Here is a 15,710-nt window from a genome sequence, read left to right as displayed (position 1 = left end):
TCACCATCCGAGTATGATTCATCAAGCACCCGCAGGCGCAAGAGATTTATTACCCTTAGAAGTCGCTCAAAAAAGTTGGATAAACGATCGTCTTCAAGACGTATTTCAACGTTGGGGATATAAAAGAATTGTCACATCCACTATTGAATGGGTTGATACTCTCATGGCTGGAGGGGCGATCGACCCTTCGACAGTAATACAGTTACAAAATACCTCCGAAGGGCGACTAGGATTGCGCCCAGAGTTAACGGTTTCCATCGCTAGGGCGGCAGTTAATCGTCTTACCAATCAAACTATCCAAAGACTTTGTTATCGTGCCAATGTTTTTCGTAATCCACCCCAAGGGCATCATGGAAGACAGTTAGAATTTTATCAAGCTGGGGTGGAGTTATTATTCACCGATGGAGTTTTAGCTGATGGTGAAATTCTCTTATTATTAGCAAATTGTTTGCAATCTTTAGGAGTAGAATCTTGGCAATTACTCTTAGGTGATGCGGGTTTAACCAGAAATTTATTACAAGGTTTTCCTGTTAATTTGCAATCAGAAATCTTAAAATGTATTGCTAATCTCGATCGAGTTTCCCTTGAAAATTTACCCTTAGAATCAGAATTAAAAACGAAGGCTTTACAAGTATTTGATTTAAGAGGAAATCCTTTAGAAGTCTTAGAAAAAGTGAGCAAATTAGACTTAGATGAACAAGGAATATCCGCAGTTAATCATTTAAAATCTTTAATAGATTTAGTTAATCATAATAACAATAAAAAGCTACCAATAATTTTAGATTTAAGTTTAATCCAAACCTTTGATTATTATACAGGAATAACCTTTTCAGCTGTCAGTTTAAAAGATAATAAACCTTATATATTGGCACAAGGAGGGCGTTATAATCAACTTTTAAGCCTCTATCATCCCCAGAAAAAATCATCTCCGGGTATCGGTTTTTCTTTTAATATCGAAGACTTACACAGTTGTTTATTAAACACTCCTAATTTACCCAAAATAACTCCCCCCAGCGATTGGTTAGTAATTCCGAAAAATTCTGCTTCCACAAAAAAGGCATTTGATTATGCTCAACAATTAAGAAGTAGTGAAAACCTTGTGAGAGTCGAAATTGACTTAGAATTTCGTACTGCTGAAGATATTAGAAAATACGCCCACAATGAAGGTATTTTAAATTTAGCTTGGATTGATGAAAATGGTCAAGTTTCGATCGAACAATTATAAAAATTATTTATAGACAATCCCCCTTTAATTCCTCCAACTTTGGGGGTTAGGGGGCGATTTTCTAAACTTTCTAATTATAAAAAATTAGAGTTAATTACTCATTTTCTCCCTGTTTCACTATATAAATTTATGGCAAAATTATCTGTTGAATTAAATCGTTATTTTTTTGAAGAAGAAAGAGGAGAAAAAGTTACTTTATCAGAAATTTTAACCTTAGCAGGAGAGCGAATTTTTGGTTTTTTATTGCTTATCTTATCATTACCTTCGGCTTTACCAATTCCCGCCCCCGGTTATTCTATTCCCTTCGGTATTTTGATATTTTTATTGGCAATACAATTAATCGGTGGTGCAACAACTCCTTGGTTGCCTAAAAAAATGATGAATGGTGCGATGAATGTAGAAACCGCTCGAAAATTTGTCAAAATGGGGTTGCCTTGGTTAAAACGCATTGAAGCGATTACTAAACCTCGTTTAAGCATTATTTGTACCAGTTTAGGAGGGCGCATCGTCATCGGAATTGCGATCGCACTCATGGCAATATCTATGATGATACCAATTCCGGGTACAAACACCGCCCCAGCTATGGGAATTTTTGTCACGGCGTTTGGATTACAAGAAGACGATGGATTTATCACCCTTGGAGGGTTAACCATCTGTTTATTAGCAGGTATTGTTTCCACATCCATTATTTTGGCGGCAATTTGGGGAGGTTCAAGTATTATTGATTTAATCAAACAACAAATCAATTAACAATTGCTTCTTTTTTTCTCACGCAAAGACGCAAAGGCGTAAAAAAAAAGTTTGTAGTGATGGCTTTAGCCATTTCATTGTATAAGCCTTTTAAGGCTTACTACGAACTTATTATTTAATTTCTAATTGTAATTGTGCTAAATCAGAAATTACTACATCCGCCGTTTGTAAATGAGGCGCTTCGGGATATTTCCAACAAATGCCGATAACTCCCCCTGCTTGAGCATTTTTCGCCATAGAAATATCTCCTTGAGAATCCCCTATCATTAAGCTGTTTTCTGGTTTTACCCTTAATATGTCACAGGCTTGTAAGAATAAACGAGGATCGGGTTTAAATAAGCCACTGTCAACCCCCATAATTAAATCGATATAGTCATCTAATTCGTGGGTTTTCACAAATTCTTTGACTCCTTCGGTGGTATCTGCTGATAAAATTGCTATTTTTAATCCTTGTTGTTTTAATTCTTGCAATACTTCAAGACTTCCTGCAAAAATGGGGGAGGTTTTACCACGAATAGGAAAGGATTTTTCTGCATTATTAAAGGATTCAGATGCGATCGACAAGGATTCAAACCAACTTCTCCCTGTTTCCGCAATATAACCTGCCGCTACAATTTGATTTTCTTTGTTACTGCCTACCGCCATTAATCCAGTCGGATTGAGATAGTCATTTTCTACTCCAAAAGCCATTAATAATGGTTCATAAATACCGGGTATTTGTGCATCAATTAATCTTGCTCTTTTTAAGGCTAATTCTCGTAAAAAATTTTCAGAATCGGCTAATGTGCCATCTTTGTCAAATATAATCGCTTCTATATTTTTAAAAGTCTTTTGTTTACAAATAACATTAATCATGATAAGAAATCACATTCTCTTAAAAAAGTATTCGGAATTTTTCTACTTGTCCACTTGTCTTCTGTCTCGTCTTCATCATTTTTCTATTGTCGAACTAGATATTTGCACATATTAGGTTATAATCGATCGATATGTCAAATTATTATGTATTAAAACTGTTATTTGGAGGTTTAATTGGAATCCGCCGTTCAAACAAAAATTGATTCTAGGTTTGTATTAAAAGTAGTTTGGTTAGACAAAGACGTAGCCTTAGCCGTTGATTATGTAATCAGCAAAGGTACAAGTCCTTTAACCGCTTATTATTTCTGGCCTCGTAGCGATGCTTGGCAGGAATTAAAAGACGAGTTAGACAAGAAAAATTGGATCACTGATCATGAGAAAATTGAATTACTTAACCAAGCTACAGAGGTTATTAATTTCTGGCAAGAAAAAGGTAGAGTAACCAGTATGCTTCAAGCACAGCAAAAATTCCCCTCTGTGGTTTTCGCAGGTACAAATTAACTCGATCGACCGAAGGAAGAAGGAAGAAGGAATTTATACTATCTTCCTCTTTTTAATAGATTCGATCGAACTTTAACCTAAAATTTTCGGTACTCGGAAAAAATCATCTTCCCTTTCAGGTGCAGAATTTAATAAACTTTCCCTATCTTCATAGGTGACTTGAGTATCCGTACGAGTAATATTACTAACCTCGATCGCCCTTGTGGTAGGTTGTACATTCTCAGTATCCAACTCTTTTAGTTGTTCAAAATAATCTAAAATTGCATTTAATTGCGGTGCAAACTCCTCCTCCTCCTTTTCCGTAATTTCTAAACGAGCTAGATTTGCTACTTTTTTAACTTCTTCTTTACTTAAACTCATAGTTATTTATTAGTAATAATCGTAATCATTAGGTTTGCTGAATAAATCAGATTTTTCATTCTTGAAACCTAAAACCTGATACCTAAAACCTAACACCTCCCCTTATTAAAAGAATACATCCATTTCCGATCGACCGCTAGTTTTGAGCCAATTTTGAGCCTCTAAATAACTATTGGGAGAAATTCTAATGGCTTGTTTCCAATATTCCGCCGCTTTATCATAAAAACCCTCAGCGCCATCCTCATCACCATCTTGACGACATTTTTCCCCTTGATGATGGTAAATCACGGCAATATTGTTTAAAACAGAAGGTTTACGGGGATTTAACTCTAAAGACTGATGATAATAGTCTAAGGCTTCTTCTAACTTGCCATTACTAGCATGAATTAACCCCATATTGTAAAATATCTCACTTCGATCGTTGGGGTCTTCCTCTAATGTCAAGGCTTCTTGATAATTTTCTAAAGCCTCCGCATATTCTCCCTCCGCTTGAGCAGACATTCCATCACGGTAATAAACAAAAGCCTCCTTTGCTTTAGCATCAATAGGAAGGACTTTTAAAATAATATCCGCCATGACGGTAAAAGTTTTATCAATAAAATTATCGTTTCTTTGTGATCTAGGCATATATTAGAATTGAGAATGTAGAATTGAAAATTGAGAATTGATAGTTGTTAAGGGCTTTGACTATAGACTTCAAGATTGCTTCTTGCCTCGCTTCGGACAAGGAGAATGCAGAATTAACATCTATAAATTCTATTTTACTTTTTACTTTTTACTTCTTACTTTTTACTTAAGGCTTGGGAGCGCGAATAACTACTTGATCAATTAAACCGTAATCTTTAGCTTCTTCGGAAGACATAAAAAAATCTCTTTCGGTATCCTGTTCAATTTTTTCCAAAGTTTGCCCTGTATGGGAAGCCATATAATGATTTAGTTGTTTTTTGAGGTAAAGTATCTCTTTCGCTTGAATTTCGATGTCTGTAGCTTGTCCTTGCGCCCCTCCCAAGGGTTGATGGATCATAATCCTAGAATTAGGTAAACTCATTCTTTTACCCTTCGCACCAGCGCTCAATAAAAAAGCTCCCATACTGGCGGCTAATCCCACACAAATAGTGCAAACATCTGGTTTAATTTGATTCATGGTATCAAAAATACCTAATCCTGCGGATACCGAGCCTCCGGGGGAGTTGATGTAAAGATAAATGTCTTTTTCTGGATCTTCTGCTTCTAATAGTAACAGTTGCGCCACAAGAGAATTTGCTAACTCATCAGTTACTTGTTGTCCTAAAAAGACAATACGTTCTCTGAGTAAACGGGAGTATATATCAAAAGCGCGCTCACCTCTGCCAGAGGTTTCAATAACTGTTGGTACCATTCTTATTTCCGATTTTTTGACTATTCTTAATAATCTTGATTGTAGCTAATATAGGCAATAATTAACAGAGAATTGGGAATTGAGAATGAGAATGAAAAATGGAGAATCGAGAATTAAGGTGTTAATCAATAGCTCTCCGTGTAATAAATTGCACGGCTAATGGTTTGACGTTCAATGAATTGAACTCTAAATTATTGAAGGGGGCAACATTATTAATTATTCATTATTAATTATTCATTATTATGCTACAAGATATTCAAAATACACATATTTTTACCAGTTGTACAAACAACTATCTTCCCTTAGCTAGAGTTTTAGGTAATTCTCTTAAAAAGTTTCATCATAATTTACCATTTCATGTGATTTTATGTGATGAAATTAGTGATAAAATTAATTTAGAAAATGAGCCTTTTGATTCTATTATTTCGATCGAACAATTACCGATTCCTAATTTTAAATCATGGGTTTTTAAACATAATTTAGTGGAAATGTGTACTGCGGTTAAAGGTTTAGGATTTTTAGAAATATTTAAGCGTTATAATTGTGATAATGTGATTTATTTTGATCCTGATATGGCAATTTTTTATCCATTAAATGAACTTTTAGACAATTTTAATCATAGCAGTATTTTACTTACTCCCCATCAATTAGAACCAGAAAAAACTAAGGAAATGGTGATTGATAATGAGATTTGTTTTTTACGATATGGTACTTTTAATTTAGGATTTTTAGGAGTCAAAAATTCTCAGGAAGGTATTAAGTTTTTGCAGTGGTGGTCTTCCCGTTGTCTTAATTTCTGTTATGATGATCCTGCTAATGGTTTATATACTGATCAACGATCGATCGATCTTGTACCTTCTTTCTTTTCTGATATAGCTATTTTAAGGCATTCGGGTTATAACGTTGCTAATTGGAATCTGAGCAATCGTCACATCACAGGAGATGTTGATTATATAATATGGGTTAATGAGCAACCATTATGTTTTTATCATTTTTCTAGCTCTCAGGGTATTATGCCTCAAAAGTATGATCTCATCAATAGTTCGATCGAATCTTTATTAAAATGGTATGAAGAAGAATGCGAAAAAATGGGACAAAAAGAGTATAGTAAAATGTCCTGTTTTTATAATTATTTTGACAATGGAGAATTAATCGAAAAACAAGCAAGATTATTGTATCGAGAAAATATAGAATTACAAGAAAAATATCTCAATCCCTTTGACACAAAAAATAGTGACGATTCTTATTATAATTGGTATCAAAACTATAAGCTAGAAGAAGAGAAAAAAGAGTTAGAAAAACAAGAAAAAAATAATCGTTTATATTTCTTAGAATGGCATTTTGAAGATAAAACCAAACAAATTAATGATTTACAGCAAAAGTTAGACGAAAAAAATAATGATTTATACGCCGTAGAATGGCATTTTGAAGATAAAACTAAAAAAATGAATAATTTACAACAACAATTAGATGAAAAAAACAATCAAATTTACAATTTACAACAACAATTAGGTAAAAAAAATCATCAAATTTACAATTTACAACAACAATTAGATGAAAAAAATCATCAAATTAATGATTTACACCTACAATTAGAGGAAAAAAATCATCAAATTAATACTGTACAACAACAAATTGAAGCCATGGAAAGTAGTAAATTTTGGAAACTACGTCAAAGTTGGTTTAAAGTCAAAAAAACTTTCGGAATTAAACATAATTAAAAGAGCTAATATTAAGTTTAATTAGAAAGTTTGTAGTTATGGCTTTAGCCATTAATTAATAAGCCTTAAAAGGCTTACTACAAACTTATATAAAAAATCTAAGAAACGATCGAGCGAATCCTTGTCATATCAATACCTTTTTGATTTAACAATACCCATGTTTGCAATAAATCAGGACCATGTAACTCTCCTGTTAAACCTAAGCGGATCGATCGCATTACTAAACCTTTTTTCACTTTTAAATCCTTAGTAATTTGTTTGATGATACCATTAGCTTCCTCAGAAGTCAAGTCAGATTTATGGGCATTAATTACCTGTTGTAAAACCTCTTTTACTCCCTCTTGAGTTAAAAATTCTTGGGCTTCTTCCCCTAAACTAATACCATCAGTAAAGAATAATTTTACCTCCTTCACACTATCAGTTAAACGAGTTAAAGTAGGTGCAATTAAAGCGGTTAATTGTAATAACCAATCCTTATCATTATCAACGTTAAATTGATAACCTGCCTCTTGCCAATAGGGAGTTAATAAAGGTAACAATTCTTCGGAAGGCATTTTATGTAAGTATTGACTATTTAACCAATCTAGCTTATCCCAATCGAATTTTGCGCCTGCTTTATTTACTCTTTCTAAACTGAATTTTGTTGATGCTTCTGCTAAGGTAAAAATTTCTTCAGAGTCAGGAGAAGTCCATCCTAATAGCGTCATATAATTAACTAAGGCTGGGGCAATAAATCCCATTTTACGAAAATCATCGATCGAAGTCACCCCATCACGTTTCGATAATTTTTTGCCTTCAGAGTTCAAAATCAGGGGAGTATGGGCAAATTCTGGCACTTTTTGCCCTAATCCTTGATATAATAAGATTTGTTTCGCAGTATTAGCAATATGATCTTCTCCACGAATCACATGGCTAATATTCATATCAATATCATCGACAACTACCGCTAAATTATATAATGGTTGCCCAAAAGTATCGGCATCTTTCTCAGGAGTGCGCGCGATTACCATGTCACCGCCTAAGTCGCTTCCCTGCCATGACACTTTACCCCTAATTAAATCATTCCAGATAATTTGTTCATGATCTTCAATTTTAAATCTAATGACGGGTTTTCGTCCTTCGGCTTCAAAATTGGCAATCTCCTCCGCCGATAAGTTACGATGACGGTTATCATAACGAGGCGCTTGATTATGGGCTTTTTGGGTTTCTCTCATTGCCTCCAATTCTTCGGAAGTACAATAACAAGGATAAGCTAACCCTTTATCCAGTAAAGTTTGGATAGCTTGACGGTAATAATCTAATCTCTCAGTTTGAAAAAAAGGTCCTTCATCCCAGTTTAACCCTAACCAAGTCAATCCAGATTTAATATTATCAGTATATTCGGGTTTCGATCGATCTAAATCAGTATCTTCAACTCTCAATATAAATGTACCTTGATGATGACGAGCAAATAAGTAGTTAAATACGGCTGTGCGCGCTGTACCGATATGTAAATTTCCTGTAGGAGACGGTGCGATTCTAACTCTAACGGACATGATTAATTTATATAATAATTTTATGTAACCTCTTATTTTAGCTTAATTAGGGGTTGTCTCATAGTGTTTTGATGAAGATAAAAGACAAGAAGACGTTTGAGACTAAGAGAAATATTGATAAATCAAGATGTGAATTTTAGTCAATTCCACAAATCATTAATTTCATCTAACTGATGTTGTGAATTAAATCTTTCCCATAAAATACCGTTAACGTCAATATCTTGACTAAATTCAGTGGCTTCGGCATCTTCCCAACCTAAATGCCTTAAACTCCCATTGTCCATATTTTTATCTTGTCTGACGGAAAAATTCATTGTTTCCGTTTTCCATAAAGCATATTCTTCCTCAATTATTATGGTTGGTTGTGCCGATAAACGTTGACTATAGTCTTCAATACTTTCTTTTAAATTATGAGTAGATAGAGCAATATGTATTTTTTTCAACTGATTTTTTTTTCTTCAAATAAAAAGTAACCTAATTTTAACTAATATTTTAGGTGATTTATCGAAAGTTAACTAAAAAGAATTAGTCCGTTTTAAAAATGTTTTCAATCGATCGCTGTTAGGATTAGAAAAAATATAATCAGGTTTTCCCATGTCTTCGATTATTCCCTCATTAAAAAACAATACCAAATTAGAAACCTCCCTTGCAAACTGCATTTCATGGGTGACAACTACCATCGTCATACCTTCTTCTGCCAACTGTTTCATAGTAGAAAGCACTTCCCCTACCAATTCAGGATCGAGCGCGCTTGTAGGTTCATCAAACAAGATTATTTCAGGTTGCATACATAAACTTCGTGCGATCGCCACCCTTTGTTTTTGTCCTCCTGAAAGTTGCTCAGGGTAAAAATTAGCTTTAGTAGATAACCCTACTTTTTCTAAGTAATGTAAGGCTTTTTCTTTTGCCTCTGGGGTAGTTTTTTTGAGAACTTTTTGGGGCGCTAACATCAAATTTTGTAAAACTGTCAGATGAGGAAATAAATTAAAATGTTGAAAAACCATGCTTACTTTACTTCTTAATTGCCGGAGAGATTTTTCCCCAATTTTATGGGCTGACATCTCCACTCCCATCACTTCTAACCTTCCTGATGTCACGGTTTCAAGACGATTTAAGCAACGAATAAAAGTCGTTTTGCCACAACCAGAAGGCCCAATTATTGATACCACATCCCCTTTATGCAAGGCTACATTTACCCCTTTTAATACTTCTAAATCTTCAAAACTTTTATGTAAATTGTCACTGATAATAACTGGTTGTGGTTGAGACATAACTATTTTTTAGGTATTAGGTATTAGGTAATAGGTGTTAGGTAAAAAATCGATCGAACTTAGGTAACTGTAGTTATACTTAGCAAAGGTATATTTTCTCGATCGAAACCTTGATTTTTCAGTATTTTTCTTATCTCCTGTCTCCTAGCTTCATCAAAAGACGATAAGGCGACTTTTAAGTATATATTTTAAGTTACTGAATTTAATCCTTAAAAAATGTATTTTAGATAACATACTATCTCGATTTTGCCAGTCATATTTAAGATTAAGTTAAATAAAAAAAGTTGTAGATCACCTTCAGTGGTACTGCACGATCGCAAAGTGGCGCTACGCAACCGAGATTTTATCGATAAATATGCTTAAAAATAATGATTAAATACCTTCGTCATCGATCGAGCAAACCCATTATAGCAGTCAGTTATGAGTTGTGAAAATTATCTTATCATCAAAGGCAAGAGGCAAAAGGCAAAAGGCAAGATTAGTCGTATCTTCGATATTTTTTCTAATAATTTATTTCTCACAAATGATTCCTGATTGCTATATATTGGGAATAATTGCTTTTATTACGATAATTTTTACAACTTTTAACCCTTTTATATCGGCACAAAGTCAATCAATCCCTTTCAGAGTAGGCACAGAGCCAACTTTTCCCCCCTTTGAAATGCCCTCAGAAGACGGTAGCGGATTACAAGGTTTTGACATTGATTTAATGAAAGCCATCGGTAACGAAGTTGGTTTAGATGTACAATTTGAATCCATGCCCTTTGATGGTATTATTCCAGCATTGCAAACGGGTTCTTTAGATGCAGCCATAAGTGGCATGACGATTACTGCCGAAAGGGGGCGCACCGTAGCTTTTTCTAGTCCTTATTTTAAGGCAGGATTGGCGATCGCAGTGCAAGAAAATAATGATACCATCAAAAATTTTGATGACTTGAAAGGGCTTAAAATTGCTGTACAAATAGGCACAACAGGAGCGATGGAAGCGGATAAAATCCCTAATGCTCAAGTAATTTCCTTTGATTCTGTGGTTTTAGCCTTACAAGAATTGGTTAACGGAAAAGTTGACGCAGTAGTTAACGATGCGCCCGTGACACTGTTTGCCATTAAAGAGGCAGGATTACAAGGGGTTAAAGTAGTGGGGGAATTAGTCACAGAAGAATTTTATGGCATTGCCTTACCCTTCAACTCCGAAAAAGTAATGTTGCTTAATTATGGGTTGTTTCAAATTTTACGCAACGGCAGTTATAACCAAATCTATCAAAAATGGTTTGCAGGTGAGCCTTTTGTTTTGCCCTTAATTGCACCTTCTTTAATCGGCACTACTTCCACAGATTTCGCCACGAATCCCCTTAATAATAGTAATCGTCAATCGGTATTAAGTTTACTTATCCAAAGATTACCCCAAGGTGCAGTTGTCACCCTGATTTTAACCGCTTGTTCCATCTTTTTTGGCTTCATTGGTGCTTCATTTATCGCCTTTGGTTTAATTTCCCATAATCCCTTTGTGAAAAATATTTTACGCATCTATGTAGAATTTTTCCGAGGTACACCGATGTTAGTACAACTGTTCATTATTTATTTTGGTCTTCCAGCCTTCTTTCAAGGTATCGGTTTAAATTGGAGTTTAGAGCGTTTTCCTGCGGCGGTAATTGCTTTGAGTTTAAATGTAGCTGCCTATCTTGCAGAAATCATCCGAGGGGGCATAGAATCGATCGATAAAGGGCAATGGGAAGCCTGTGAAGCCTTGGGTATGAATCGATTACAAACTCTCAAAGAGGTAATTATGCCCCAAGCCTTTCGCCGAGTTTTGCCTCCCTTGGGTAATGAGTTTATCACTTTGATTAAAGATACCAGTTTAGTCGCCGTTATCGGTTTTGCGGAGTTATTCCGACAAGGGCAATTAATTGTGGCTAGTACTTTTCAAGCCTTTCAAGTTTATATTGCGGTGGCTTTAGTTTATCTATGTTTAACTACTTTATCCTCTTTTGCTTTCAAATGGTTAGAGCAAAAAATGAATCCCGTCGCTCAAGCGAAGCGCAAAAGTGCTTCCCAAAATCTCAATTTGACATAAGGTAACGACAAAGTAGGCACACAGGAAGACAGAAAAACAGAAAGACAGGAAAACAGGTGTAATTATTTTAAAAAATTTAGAGGTAGTTATGATGAATAAACTTAAATATCTGTTATTTTTGGCGGTTATCTTCAATATCAGCAATTTTTTCGTTTCTAATACAGCTAAAGCTCAATCAATCATTGATTCGGAAACTATGGCTTATGATTCCGATAATAATGTCATGAATCAAATTAATAGCGTCTCGCAACTACGGGATGTTTCCCCTACGGATTGGGCTTTTGAAGCTCTGAGAAGTCTTGTAGAGCGTTATGGTTGTATTGTAGGTTATCCCGATCGAACTTTTCGGGGTAATCGCGCTATGAGTCGTTATGAATTTGCCGCAGGATTGAATGCCTGTTTAAATTCGATCGAAAAATTAATACAACAAGGTTCGATCGTAGTCCAAGAAGATTTAGAAAAACTCAAAAAATTAGCCACAGAATATGAAACAGAATTAGCCACCCTTAACACCAGAGTTAATAACTTAGACGGTAGAATTACCTTTTTGGAGGAGCATAATTTTTCGACAACCACCACCCTACGAGGAGAAAATATCATCGTTTTTTCAGGGGTAGGAGGTAACGAAACTGCCGCCCTAGGTGCGCCTAAAGGTACACCCATCACCGATGGACAAATTACCGCTAATTATCGCACTCGCCTTGATTTGAATACCAGTTTTAGCGGAGAAGACTTGTTAAAAGTACGTTTACAAATGGGTAATTTTTACTTTGCCAGAGGGGGAAGTAACTTAACTGACTTTAACTTTAGTGCAGGAGGAGAAAACAATACATCTTTGAATAAAGTTCAATATAGCTTCCCCGTGGGCGATCGAGTCAAGCTATACTTAGCAGGAATTAAAATTACCTTAGACGATATTTCTGATCCTCTTTCCCCTTATACCTCAGATTTTGCCACAGGATCAGTGGCATTTTTTCCTAGTTTAGCACCGATTTATCTCATGAACGACTATGAAGGACCCGGAGTTGGTGCTTATTTCGACATCACCGATAAACTAAATCTAGGGATTCTTTACTCTGCGCTTAATGGCAGTAACCCCGAAAGTGGCAATGGTTTATTTAACGGAAAATATAATATTGCCACCCAATTAACCTATAACATTAGTGCTAATACTGGCATCGCCTTTGCCTATGCTAAAGATTATAGTGGCACGGGAGATTTACAAGATTTTTCCCTTTTAGGTTATACAGGAGTAGCTAATACTGATGATCCCTTTGATGGTAATGCCACATCTTCTGATCATTATGCCGTAATTGGGTCATGGCAAATTAGCCCCCGTTTTAATGTGTCAGGTTGGGGAATGTACACCAACTCTAAAGCCGAAGGCGGTGCAAGAAGGGGAGATTATGCGGATATTTGGAATTGGAAAGTAAGTTTAGCCTTCCCAGATTTATTTAAAGAAGGCAATTTAGGCGCGGTAAGCGTGGGAAGCCCTCCCTATGCTGGTACTTTAACCAATAAAAATAACATTCCTACGGATGTTGTGGCGACAAAAGATACACCTTTTTTAATTGAAACATTTTATGTATTTAAACTTACAGACAATATTTCCGTAACTCCTGCTTTTTGGGTGGGCATTAATCCTGCGAACGATCGAGATCCCCTATATGTGGGAGCATTGCGTACAGCTTTTACTTTTTAGCCCTTATGGTAGGCAAATTATTTGTATCTTGCCTTTTGCCTACCTCAACGAAGGTAAAATTATGCCCTCGCCCAATAGACATCTGGAAAAAATTAAATTTTCGATACATCAAACTGTTGTAGAGATGTAAAATTTTACGTCTCTACCTAAAATATGGTCGATGTCTAATATAATAAAATTTTGTGAAAATACGATCGTACCTTGCATTTATCTTGTCAGTATTTAATGTATTATTTAAAAATTTTGTGTCACATTGCATAAAATTTAAAAATGAGACTGATAAGTAATTAGAGATTAAAAGGAGTAAAGTATGAATAAAAAACAAAATTGGTTAGAATTAGCTGAATTTTTCTCAGTAGGAAGTTTCTTTTTTGGAGTTATTACCACCGCAATAACAAAACAAATGTTATTTTCTTTAACTCCTCTGACTTTTGTGGTTTTTTTTAATGTTGTCAATCGTCAAAAACATAATTATCAACCTGAAAATTGTTTATTTTGGATATTAATAATAGCGTAGCCTGTGCCTTCATTAATAACGGCATAATTTCCTTGTACTGTTACATAAGCCGTTGAATCGATATTAGCAATTTCATTCATATTTTTTATTTTTATTAGTTAAATTATTGTTTTGAGTAAATGTGATGCTTAATAATGTTTTTCATCTGAGAAATCACCATATTGCCAATAGCGATTTCCTTCTTTTCCTCTAACACGCCCTAACACATTTCCATATTTGTCATAACATTTATAGCGACTTTGACTCATAAAATTAACTGATTTATCAACTTTAACTGTTTCTGGGGCATACTTTTCTATTAATCTTTGAACATCAGATTTAACATCAAATTTAGGAGTTAAAGGTTTAGATTCTTGAGAAGTTTTAATATCTTCAGAATAACCTTGATAGTCTTGAGATGAATTGTCTTGTTTACTAGCAATATATTCTAATGTTTTAACACAATCTAAAAAAGAGGAAATATTACGGGCTAAAAATTGTTTATTTTGGATATTAATAATAGCGTAGCCTGTGCCTTCATTAATAACGGCATAATTTCCTTGTACTGTTACATAAGCTGTTGAATCGATATTAGCAATTTCAGTCATGATTTTTTATGAAACTCAACAATTTATATTATGCCATAGAATGTAGGTTGGGTTAAACGAAGTGCAACCCAAAAATAGCCGATGGTGAAAATCATTGCTTTTGTGAAATGTTTCGTTACCTCAACCCAACCTACAATTTTATCAGAGAATAAGGGTGTAAGTAAGGGTTCGATCGTGCGATCGCCACTTCTCGATCGAGCTTATCATAAAACAATAAAACACGATAAAATAGTGTAAAAAGAGTTAAAAGATATTAAAGATGAAGATTTTTTTCCTTAGCAGGTTTATGGGAAGGTAGGGAAATCTCGATCGAATCAATTCGTCAATAAGCGTAGAATAAATTATGATTAATCAAGAAATAAAATCTATTTTATTAATTTTTAAAAAGCAATTACAAGAGATTTATCGAGATAAACTTGTTAATGTAATTTTATTTGGTTCTCAGGCAAAAGGAACAGCAAAAGAAGACTCAGATATTGATGTATTAATTCTTTTAAAAGATCAAGAAATTAATATAGGGAATGAAATAGAAAGAACAGGCAAAATTATTTGTGATTTATCTTTAAAATATGAGAAAATAATTAGTCGTTTATTTATGTCAGAAGATTATTTTAATACCTATGATAGTGCCTTAATCAGAAACATTCGTCAAGAAGGAATTATATTATGATTCCAAGGCAAAAAGAATTATTAGATAAGGCAGAAGAAAGTTTATTAGCATCGAAATTATTATTAGAAAATAAGTTTTATGATTATTCTGTTTCCCGTTCTTACTATACAATGTTTTATGTGGCGGAGGCTTTTTTAGAAGAAGAAGGGAAAAATTTTTCTAGTCATAGTGCGGTTATTTCAGCTTTTGGAAAAGAGTTTGCTAAAACAGGAAAAATTCCTTCAGAATTACATCGTTTTTTACTAGATGCTCAAGACTTGAGACATACGGGAGATTATGGACAATTTCAAGCTCTTAATTATCAACAGGCACAACAACAAATAACTCATGCAGAATTATTTTTAACTATTGCAAAAACAAATATTGTTTAAACAAGAAGATATTAAACGATTAGTAAAAAATCAAAATCGATCTAAATATCTCTACATCGACAAATAAAGGTTCGATCGAGCTTATAATAAAACATTAACTAAGGATAAGATAGTAAATTAATTTCATCGATAAAGCGATAATCACTTTGATTTTTAGTGAGACGATATTTTTCTAATAATTGACATCCTTGAT

18 protein-coding genes are annotated in these 15,710 nt (G+C 34.3%); 10 read left to right on the top strand and 8 right to left on the bottom strand.

Annotated features, from left to right (window positions below; all coding sequences use genetic code 11):
• Positions 1-13 precede the first annotated feature (13 nt).
• Both SYN6308_RS18265 and SYN6308_RS18260 read left to right on the top strand, forming a co-directional pair.
• Positions 14-1,225, top strand: coding sequence for an ATP phosphoribosyltransferase regulatory subunit (locus tag SYN6308_RS18265; RefSeq protein ID WP_017295895.1), 1,212 nt, complete (start codon positions 14-16; stop codon positions 1,223-1,225).
• Positions 1,226-1,354: 129 nt separating this feature from the next.
• Positions 1,355-1,975 (top strand): exopolysaccharide biosynthesis protein, encoded by a 621-nt coding sequence (locus SYN6308_RS18260; protein WP_017295894.1) that lies wholly within the window; start codon positions 1,355-1,357, stop codon positions 1,973-1,975.
• A 111-nt stretch (positions 1,976-2,086) separates the two neighbouring features.
• On the opposite strand, the gene SYN6308_RS18255 is transcribed toward SYN6308_RS18260, so the two are convergent.
• Positions 2,087-2,830: an HAD family hydrolase gene (locus tag SYN6308_RS18255; RefSeq protein WP_017295893.1), complete on the bottom strand. Its 744-nt coding sequence runs from the start codon at positions 2,828-2,830 to the stop codon at positions 2,087-2,089.
• A gap of 198 nt (positions 2,831-3,028) precedes the next feature.
• Between SYN6308_RS18255 and SYN6308_RS18250 the strand changes: the two genes are divergently transcribed.
• Entirely contained in the window at positions 3,029-3,331 is a 303-nt protein-coding gene (locus tag SYN6308_RS18250; protein ID WP_144051532.1) for a 30S ribosomal protein PSRP-3, read from the top strand.
• Between the two features lie 72 nt (positions 3,332-3,403).
• Here SYN6308_RS18250 and gatC read toward each other — a convergent pair whose 3' ends face one another.
• The 3 genes from gatC to clpP form a co-directional block, all read right to left on the bottom strand.
• A complete protein-coding gene (gene gatC, locus SYN6308_RS18245; protein ID WP_017295891.1) occupies positions 3,404-3,691 on the bottom strand; it encodes an Asp-tRNA(Asn)/Glu-tRNA(Gln) amidotransferase subunit GatC in 288 nt (95 codons plus the stop codon).
• Between the two features lie 105 nt (positions 3,692-3,796).
• Complete coding sequence (locus tag SYN6308_RS18240; RefSeq protein ID WP_017295890.1) at positions 3,797-4,318, bottom strand: photosystem I assembly protein Ycf3; 522 nt, start codon at positions 4,316-4,318, stop codon at positions 3,797-3,799.
• Between the two features lie 166 nt (positions 4,319-4,484).
• Positions 4,485-5,069 carry an ATP-dependent Clp endopeptidase proteolytic subunit ClpP gene (gene clpP, locus SYN6308_RS18235; protein ID WP_017295889.1) on the bottom strand — a complete coding sequence of 195 codons (585 nt, stop codon included), beginning with the start codon at positions 5,067-5,069 and terminating at the stop codon, positions 4,485-4,487.
• A gap of 242 nt (positions 5,070-5,311) precedes the next feature.
• Between clpP and SYN6308_RS22975 the strand changes: the two genes are divergently transcribed.
• Positions 5,312-6,790, top strand: coding sequence for a hypothetical protein (locus SYN6308_RS22975; RefSeq protein WP_017295888.1), 1,479 nt, complete (start codon positions 5,312-5,314; stop codon positions 6,788-6,790).
• Between the two features lie 98 nt (positions 6,791-6,888).
• On the opposite strand, the gene gltX is transcribed toward SYN6308_RS22975, so the two are convergent.
• The 3 genes from gltX to SYN6308_RS18215 form a co-directional block, all read right to left on the bottom strand.
• On the bottom strand, positions 6,889-8,325 hold the full coding sequence (gene gltX / locus SYN6308_RS18225) for a glutamate--tRNA ligase (RefSeq protein WP_017295887.1): 1,437 nt from the start codon (positions 8,323-8,325) through the stop codon (positions 6,889-6,891).
• Positions 8,326-8,465: 140 nt separating this feature from the next.
• On the bottom strand, positions 8,466-8,768 hold the full coding sequence (locus SYN6308_RS18220; protein WP_017295886.1) for a hypothetical protein: 303 nt from the start codon (positions 8,766-8,768) through the stop codon (positions 8,466-8,468).
• A 72-nt stretch (positions 8,769-8,840) separates the two neighbouring features.
• Positions 8,841-9,596: an amino acid ABC transporter ATP-binding protein gene (locus SYN6308_RS18215; protein WP_017295885.1), complete on the bottom strand. Its 756-nt coding sequence runs from the start codon at positions 9,594-9,596 to the stop codon at positions 8,841-8,843.
• 523 nt (positions 9,597-10,119) lie between these two features.
• Here SYN6308_RS18215 and SYN6308_RS18210 point away from each other — a divergent pair.
• The 3 genes from SYN6308_RS18210 to SYN6308_RS18200 all read left to right on the top strand — a co-directional run bounded on the left by SYN6308_RS18210 (position 10,120) and on the right by SYN6308_RS18200 (position 13,889).
• Positions 10,120-11,670 (top strand): ABC transporter permease subunit, encoded by a 1,551-nt coding sequence (locus tag SYN6308_RS18210; protein WP_017295884.1) that lies wholly within the window; start codon positions 10,120-10,122, stop codon positions 11,668-11,670.
• 88 nt (positions 11,671-11,758) lie between these two features.
• The gene (locus SYN6308_RS18205) at positions 11,759-13,372 is read left to right on the top strand and encodes an iron uptake porin (RefSeq protein WP_144051469.1); all 1,614 of its coding nucleotides are present in this window, start codon (positions 11,759-11,761) and stop codon (positions 13,370-13,372) included.
• Between the two features lie 310 nt (positions 13,373-13,682).
• Positions 13,683-13,889 (top strand): hypothetical protein, encoded by a 207-nt coding sequence (locus tag SYN6308_RS18200; protein ID WP_017295882.1) that lies wholly within the window; start codon positions 13,683-13,685, stop codon positions 13,887-13,889.
• A gap of 128 nt (positions 13,890-14,017) precedes the next feature.
• On the opposite strand, the gene SYN6308_RS18195 is transcribed toward SYN6308_RS18200, so the two are convergent.
• Entirely contained in the window at positions 14,018-14,476 is a 459-nt protein-coding gene (locus tag SYN6308_RS18195) for a hypothetical protein (RefSeq protein ID WP_017295881.1), read from the bottom strand.
• An 81-nt stretch (positions 14,477-14,557) separates the two neighbouring features.
• Between SYN6308_RS18195 and SYN6308_RS25010 the strand changes: the two genes are divergently transcribed.
• From SYN6308_RS25010 to SYN6308_RS18185, 3 genes are all read left to right on the top strand, one after another.
• Positions 14,558-14,713 (top strand): hypothetical protein, encoded by a 156-nt coding sequence (locus SYN6308_RS25010; RefSeq protein ID WP_158412769.1) that lies wholly within the window; start codon positions 14,558-14,560, stop codon positions 14,711-14,713.
• Between the two features lie 106 nt (positions 14,714-14,819).
• Complete coding sequence (locus SYN6308_RS18190) at positions 14,820-15,146, top strand: nucleotidyltransferase family protein (protein ID WP_017295880.1); 327 nt, start codon at positions 14,820-14,822, stop codon at positions 15,144-15,146.
• Positions 15,143-15,517, top strand: coding sequence for a HEPN domain-containing protein (locus SYN6308_RS18185; protein ID WP_017295879.1), 375 nt, complete (start codon positions 15,143-15,145; stop codon positions 15,515-15,517). Before SYN6308_RS18190 ends, SYN6308_RS18185 begins: the two co-directional genes overlap by 4 nt.
• Positions 15,518-15,710: the final 193 nt, after the last annotated feature.

It is taken from the genome of Geminocystis herdmanii PCC 6308, from assembly GCF_000332235.1.
GTDB lineage: Bacteria > Cyanobacteriota > Cyanobacteriia > Cyanobacteriales > Cyanobacteriaceae > Geminocystis > Geminocystis herdmanii.
The sequence above is the reverse complement of the archived record's forward strand: the minus strand, read 5'-3'. Positions and strand labels throughout refer to the sequence as shown.

Bases quoted from the DNA above. Each gene is read 5' to 3' on its own strand.
- SYN6308_RS18265 (WP_017295895.1), top strand. From the start codon at position 14: ATGATTCATCAAGCACCCGCAGGCGCAAGAGATTTATTACCCTTAGAA.
- SYN6308_RS18260 (WP_017295894.1), top strand. From the start codon at position 1,355: ATGGCAAAATTATCTGTTGAATTAAATCGTTATTTTTTTGAAGAAGAA.
- SYN6308_RS18255 (WP_017295893.1), bottom strand. From the start codon at position 2,830: ATGATTAATGTTATTTGTAAACAAAAGACTTTTAAAAATATAGAAGCG.
- gatC (WP_017295891.1), bottom strand. From the start codon at position 3,691: ATGAGTTTAAGTAAAGAAGAAGTTAAAAAAGTAGCAAATCTAGCTCGT.
- SYN6308_RS18240 (WP_017295890.1), bottom strand. From the start codon at position 4,318: ATGCCTAGATCACAAAGAAACGATAATTTTATTGATAAAACTTTTACC.
- clpP (WP_017295889.1), bottom strand. From the start codon at position 5,069: ATGGTACCAACAGTTATTGAAACCTCTGGCAGAGGTGAGCGCGCTTTT.
- SYN6308_RS22975 (WP_017295888.1), top strand. From the start codon at position 5,312: ATGCTACAAGATATTCAAAATACACATATTTTTACCAGTTGTACAAAC.
- gltX (WP_017295887.1), bottom strand. From the start codon at position 8,325: ATGTCCGTTAGAGTTAGAATCGCACCGTCTCCTACAGGAAATTTACAT.
- SYN6308_RS18215 (WP_017295885.1), bottom strand. From the start codon at position 9,596: ATGTCTCAACCACAACCAGTTATTATCAGTGACAATTTACATAAAAGT.
- SYN6308_RS18210 (WP_017295884.1), top strand. From the start codon at position 10,120: ATGATTCCTGATTGCTATATATTGGGAATAATTGCTTTTATTACGATA.
- SYN6308_RS18205 (WP_144051469.1), top strand. From the start codon at position 11,759: ATGATGAATAAACTTAAATATCTGTTATTTTTGGCGGTTATCTTCAAT.
- SYN6308_RS18200 (WP_017295882.1), top strand. From the start codon at position 13,683: ATGAATAAAAAACAAAATTGGTTAGAATTAGCTGAATTTTTCTCAGTA.
- SYN6308_RS18195 (WP_017295881.1), bottom strand. From the start codon at position 14,476: ATGACTGAAATTGCTAATATCGATTCAACAGCTTATGTAACAGTACAA.
- SYN6308_RS25010 (WP_158412769.1), top strand. From the start codon at position 14,558: ATGGTGAAAATCATTGCTTTTGTGAAATGTTTCGTTACCTCAACCCAA.
- SYN6308_RS18190 (WP_017295880.1), top strand. From the start codon at position 14,820: ATGATTAATCAAGAAATAAAATCTATTTTATTAATTTTTAAAAAGCAA.
- SYN6308_RS18185 (WP_017295879.1), top strand. From the start codon at position 15,143: ATGATTCCAAGGCAAAAAGAATTATTAGATAAGGCAGAAGAAAGTTTA.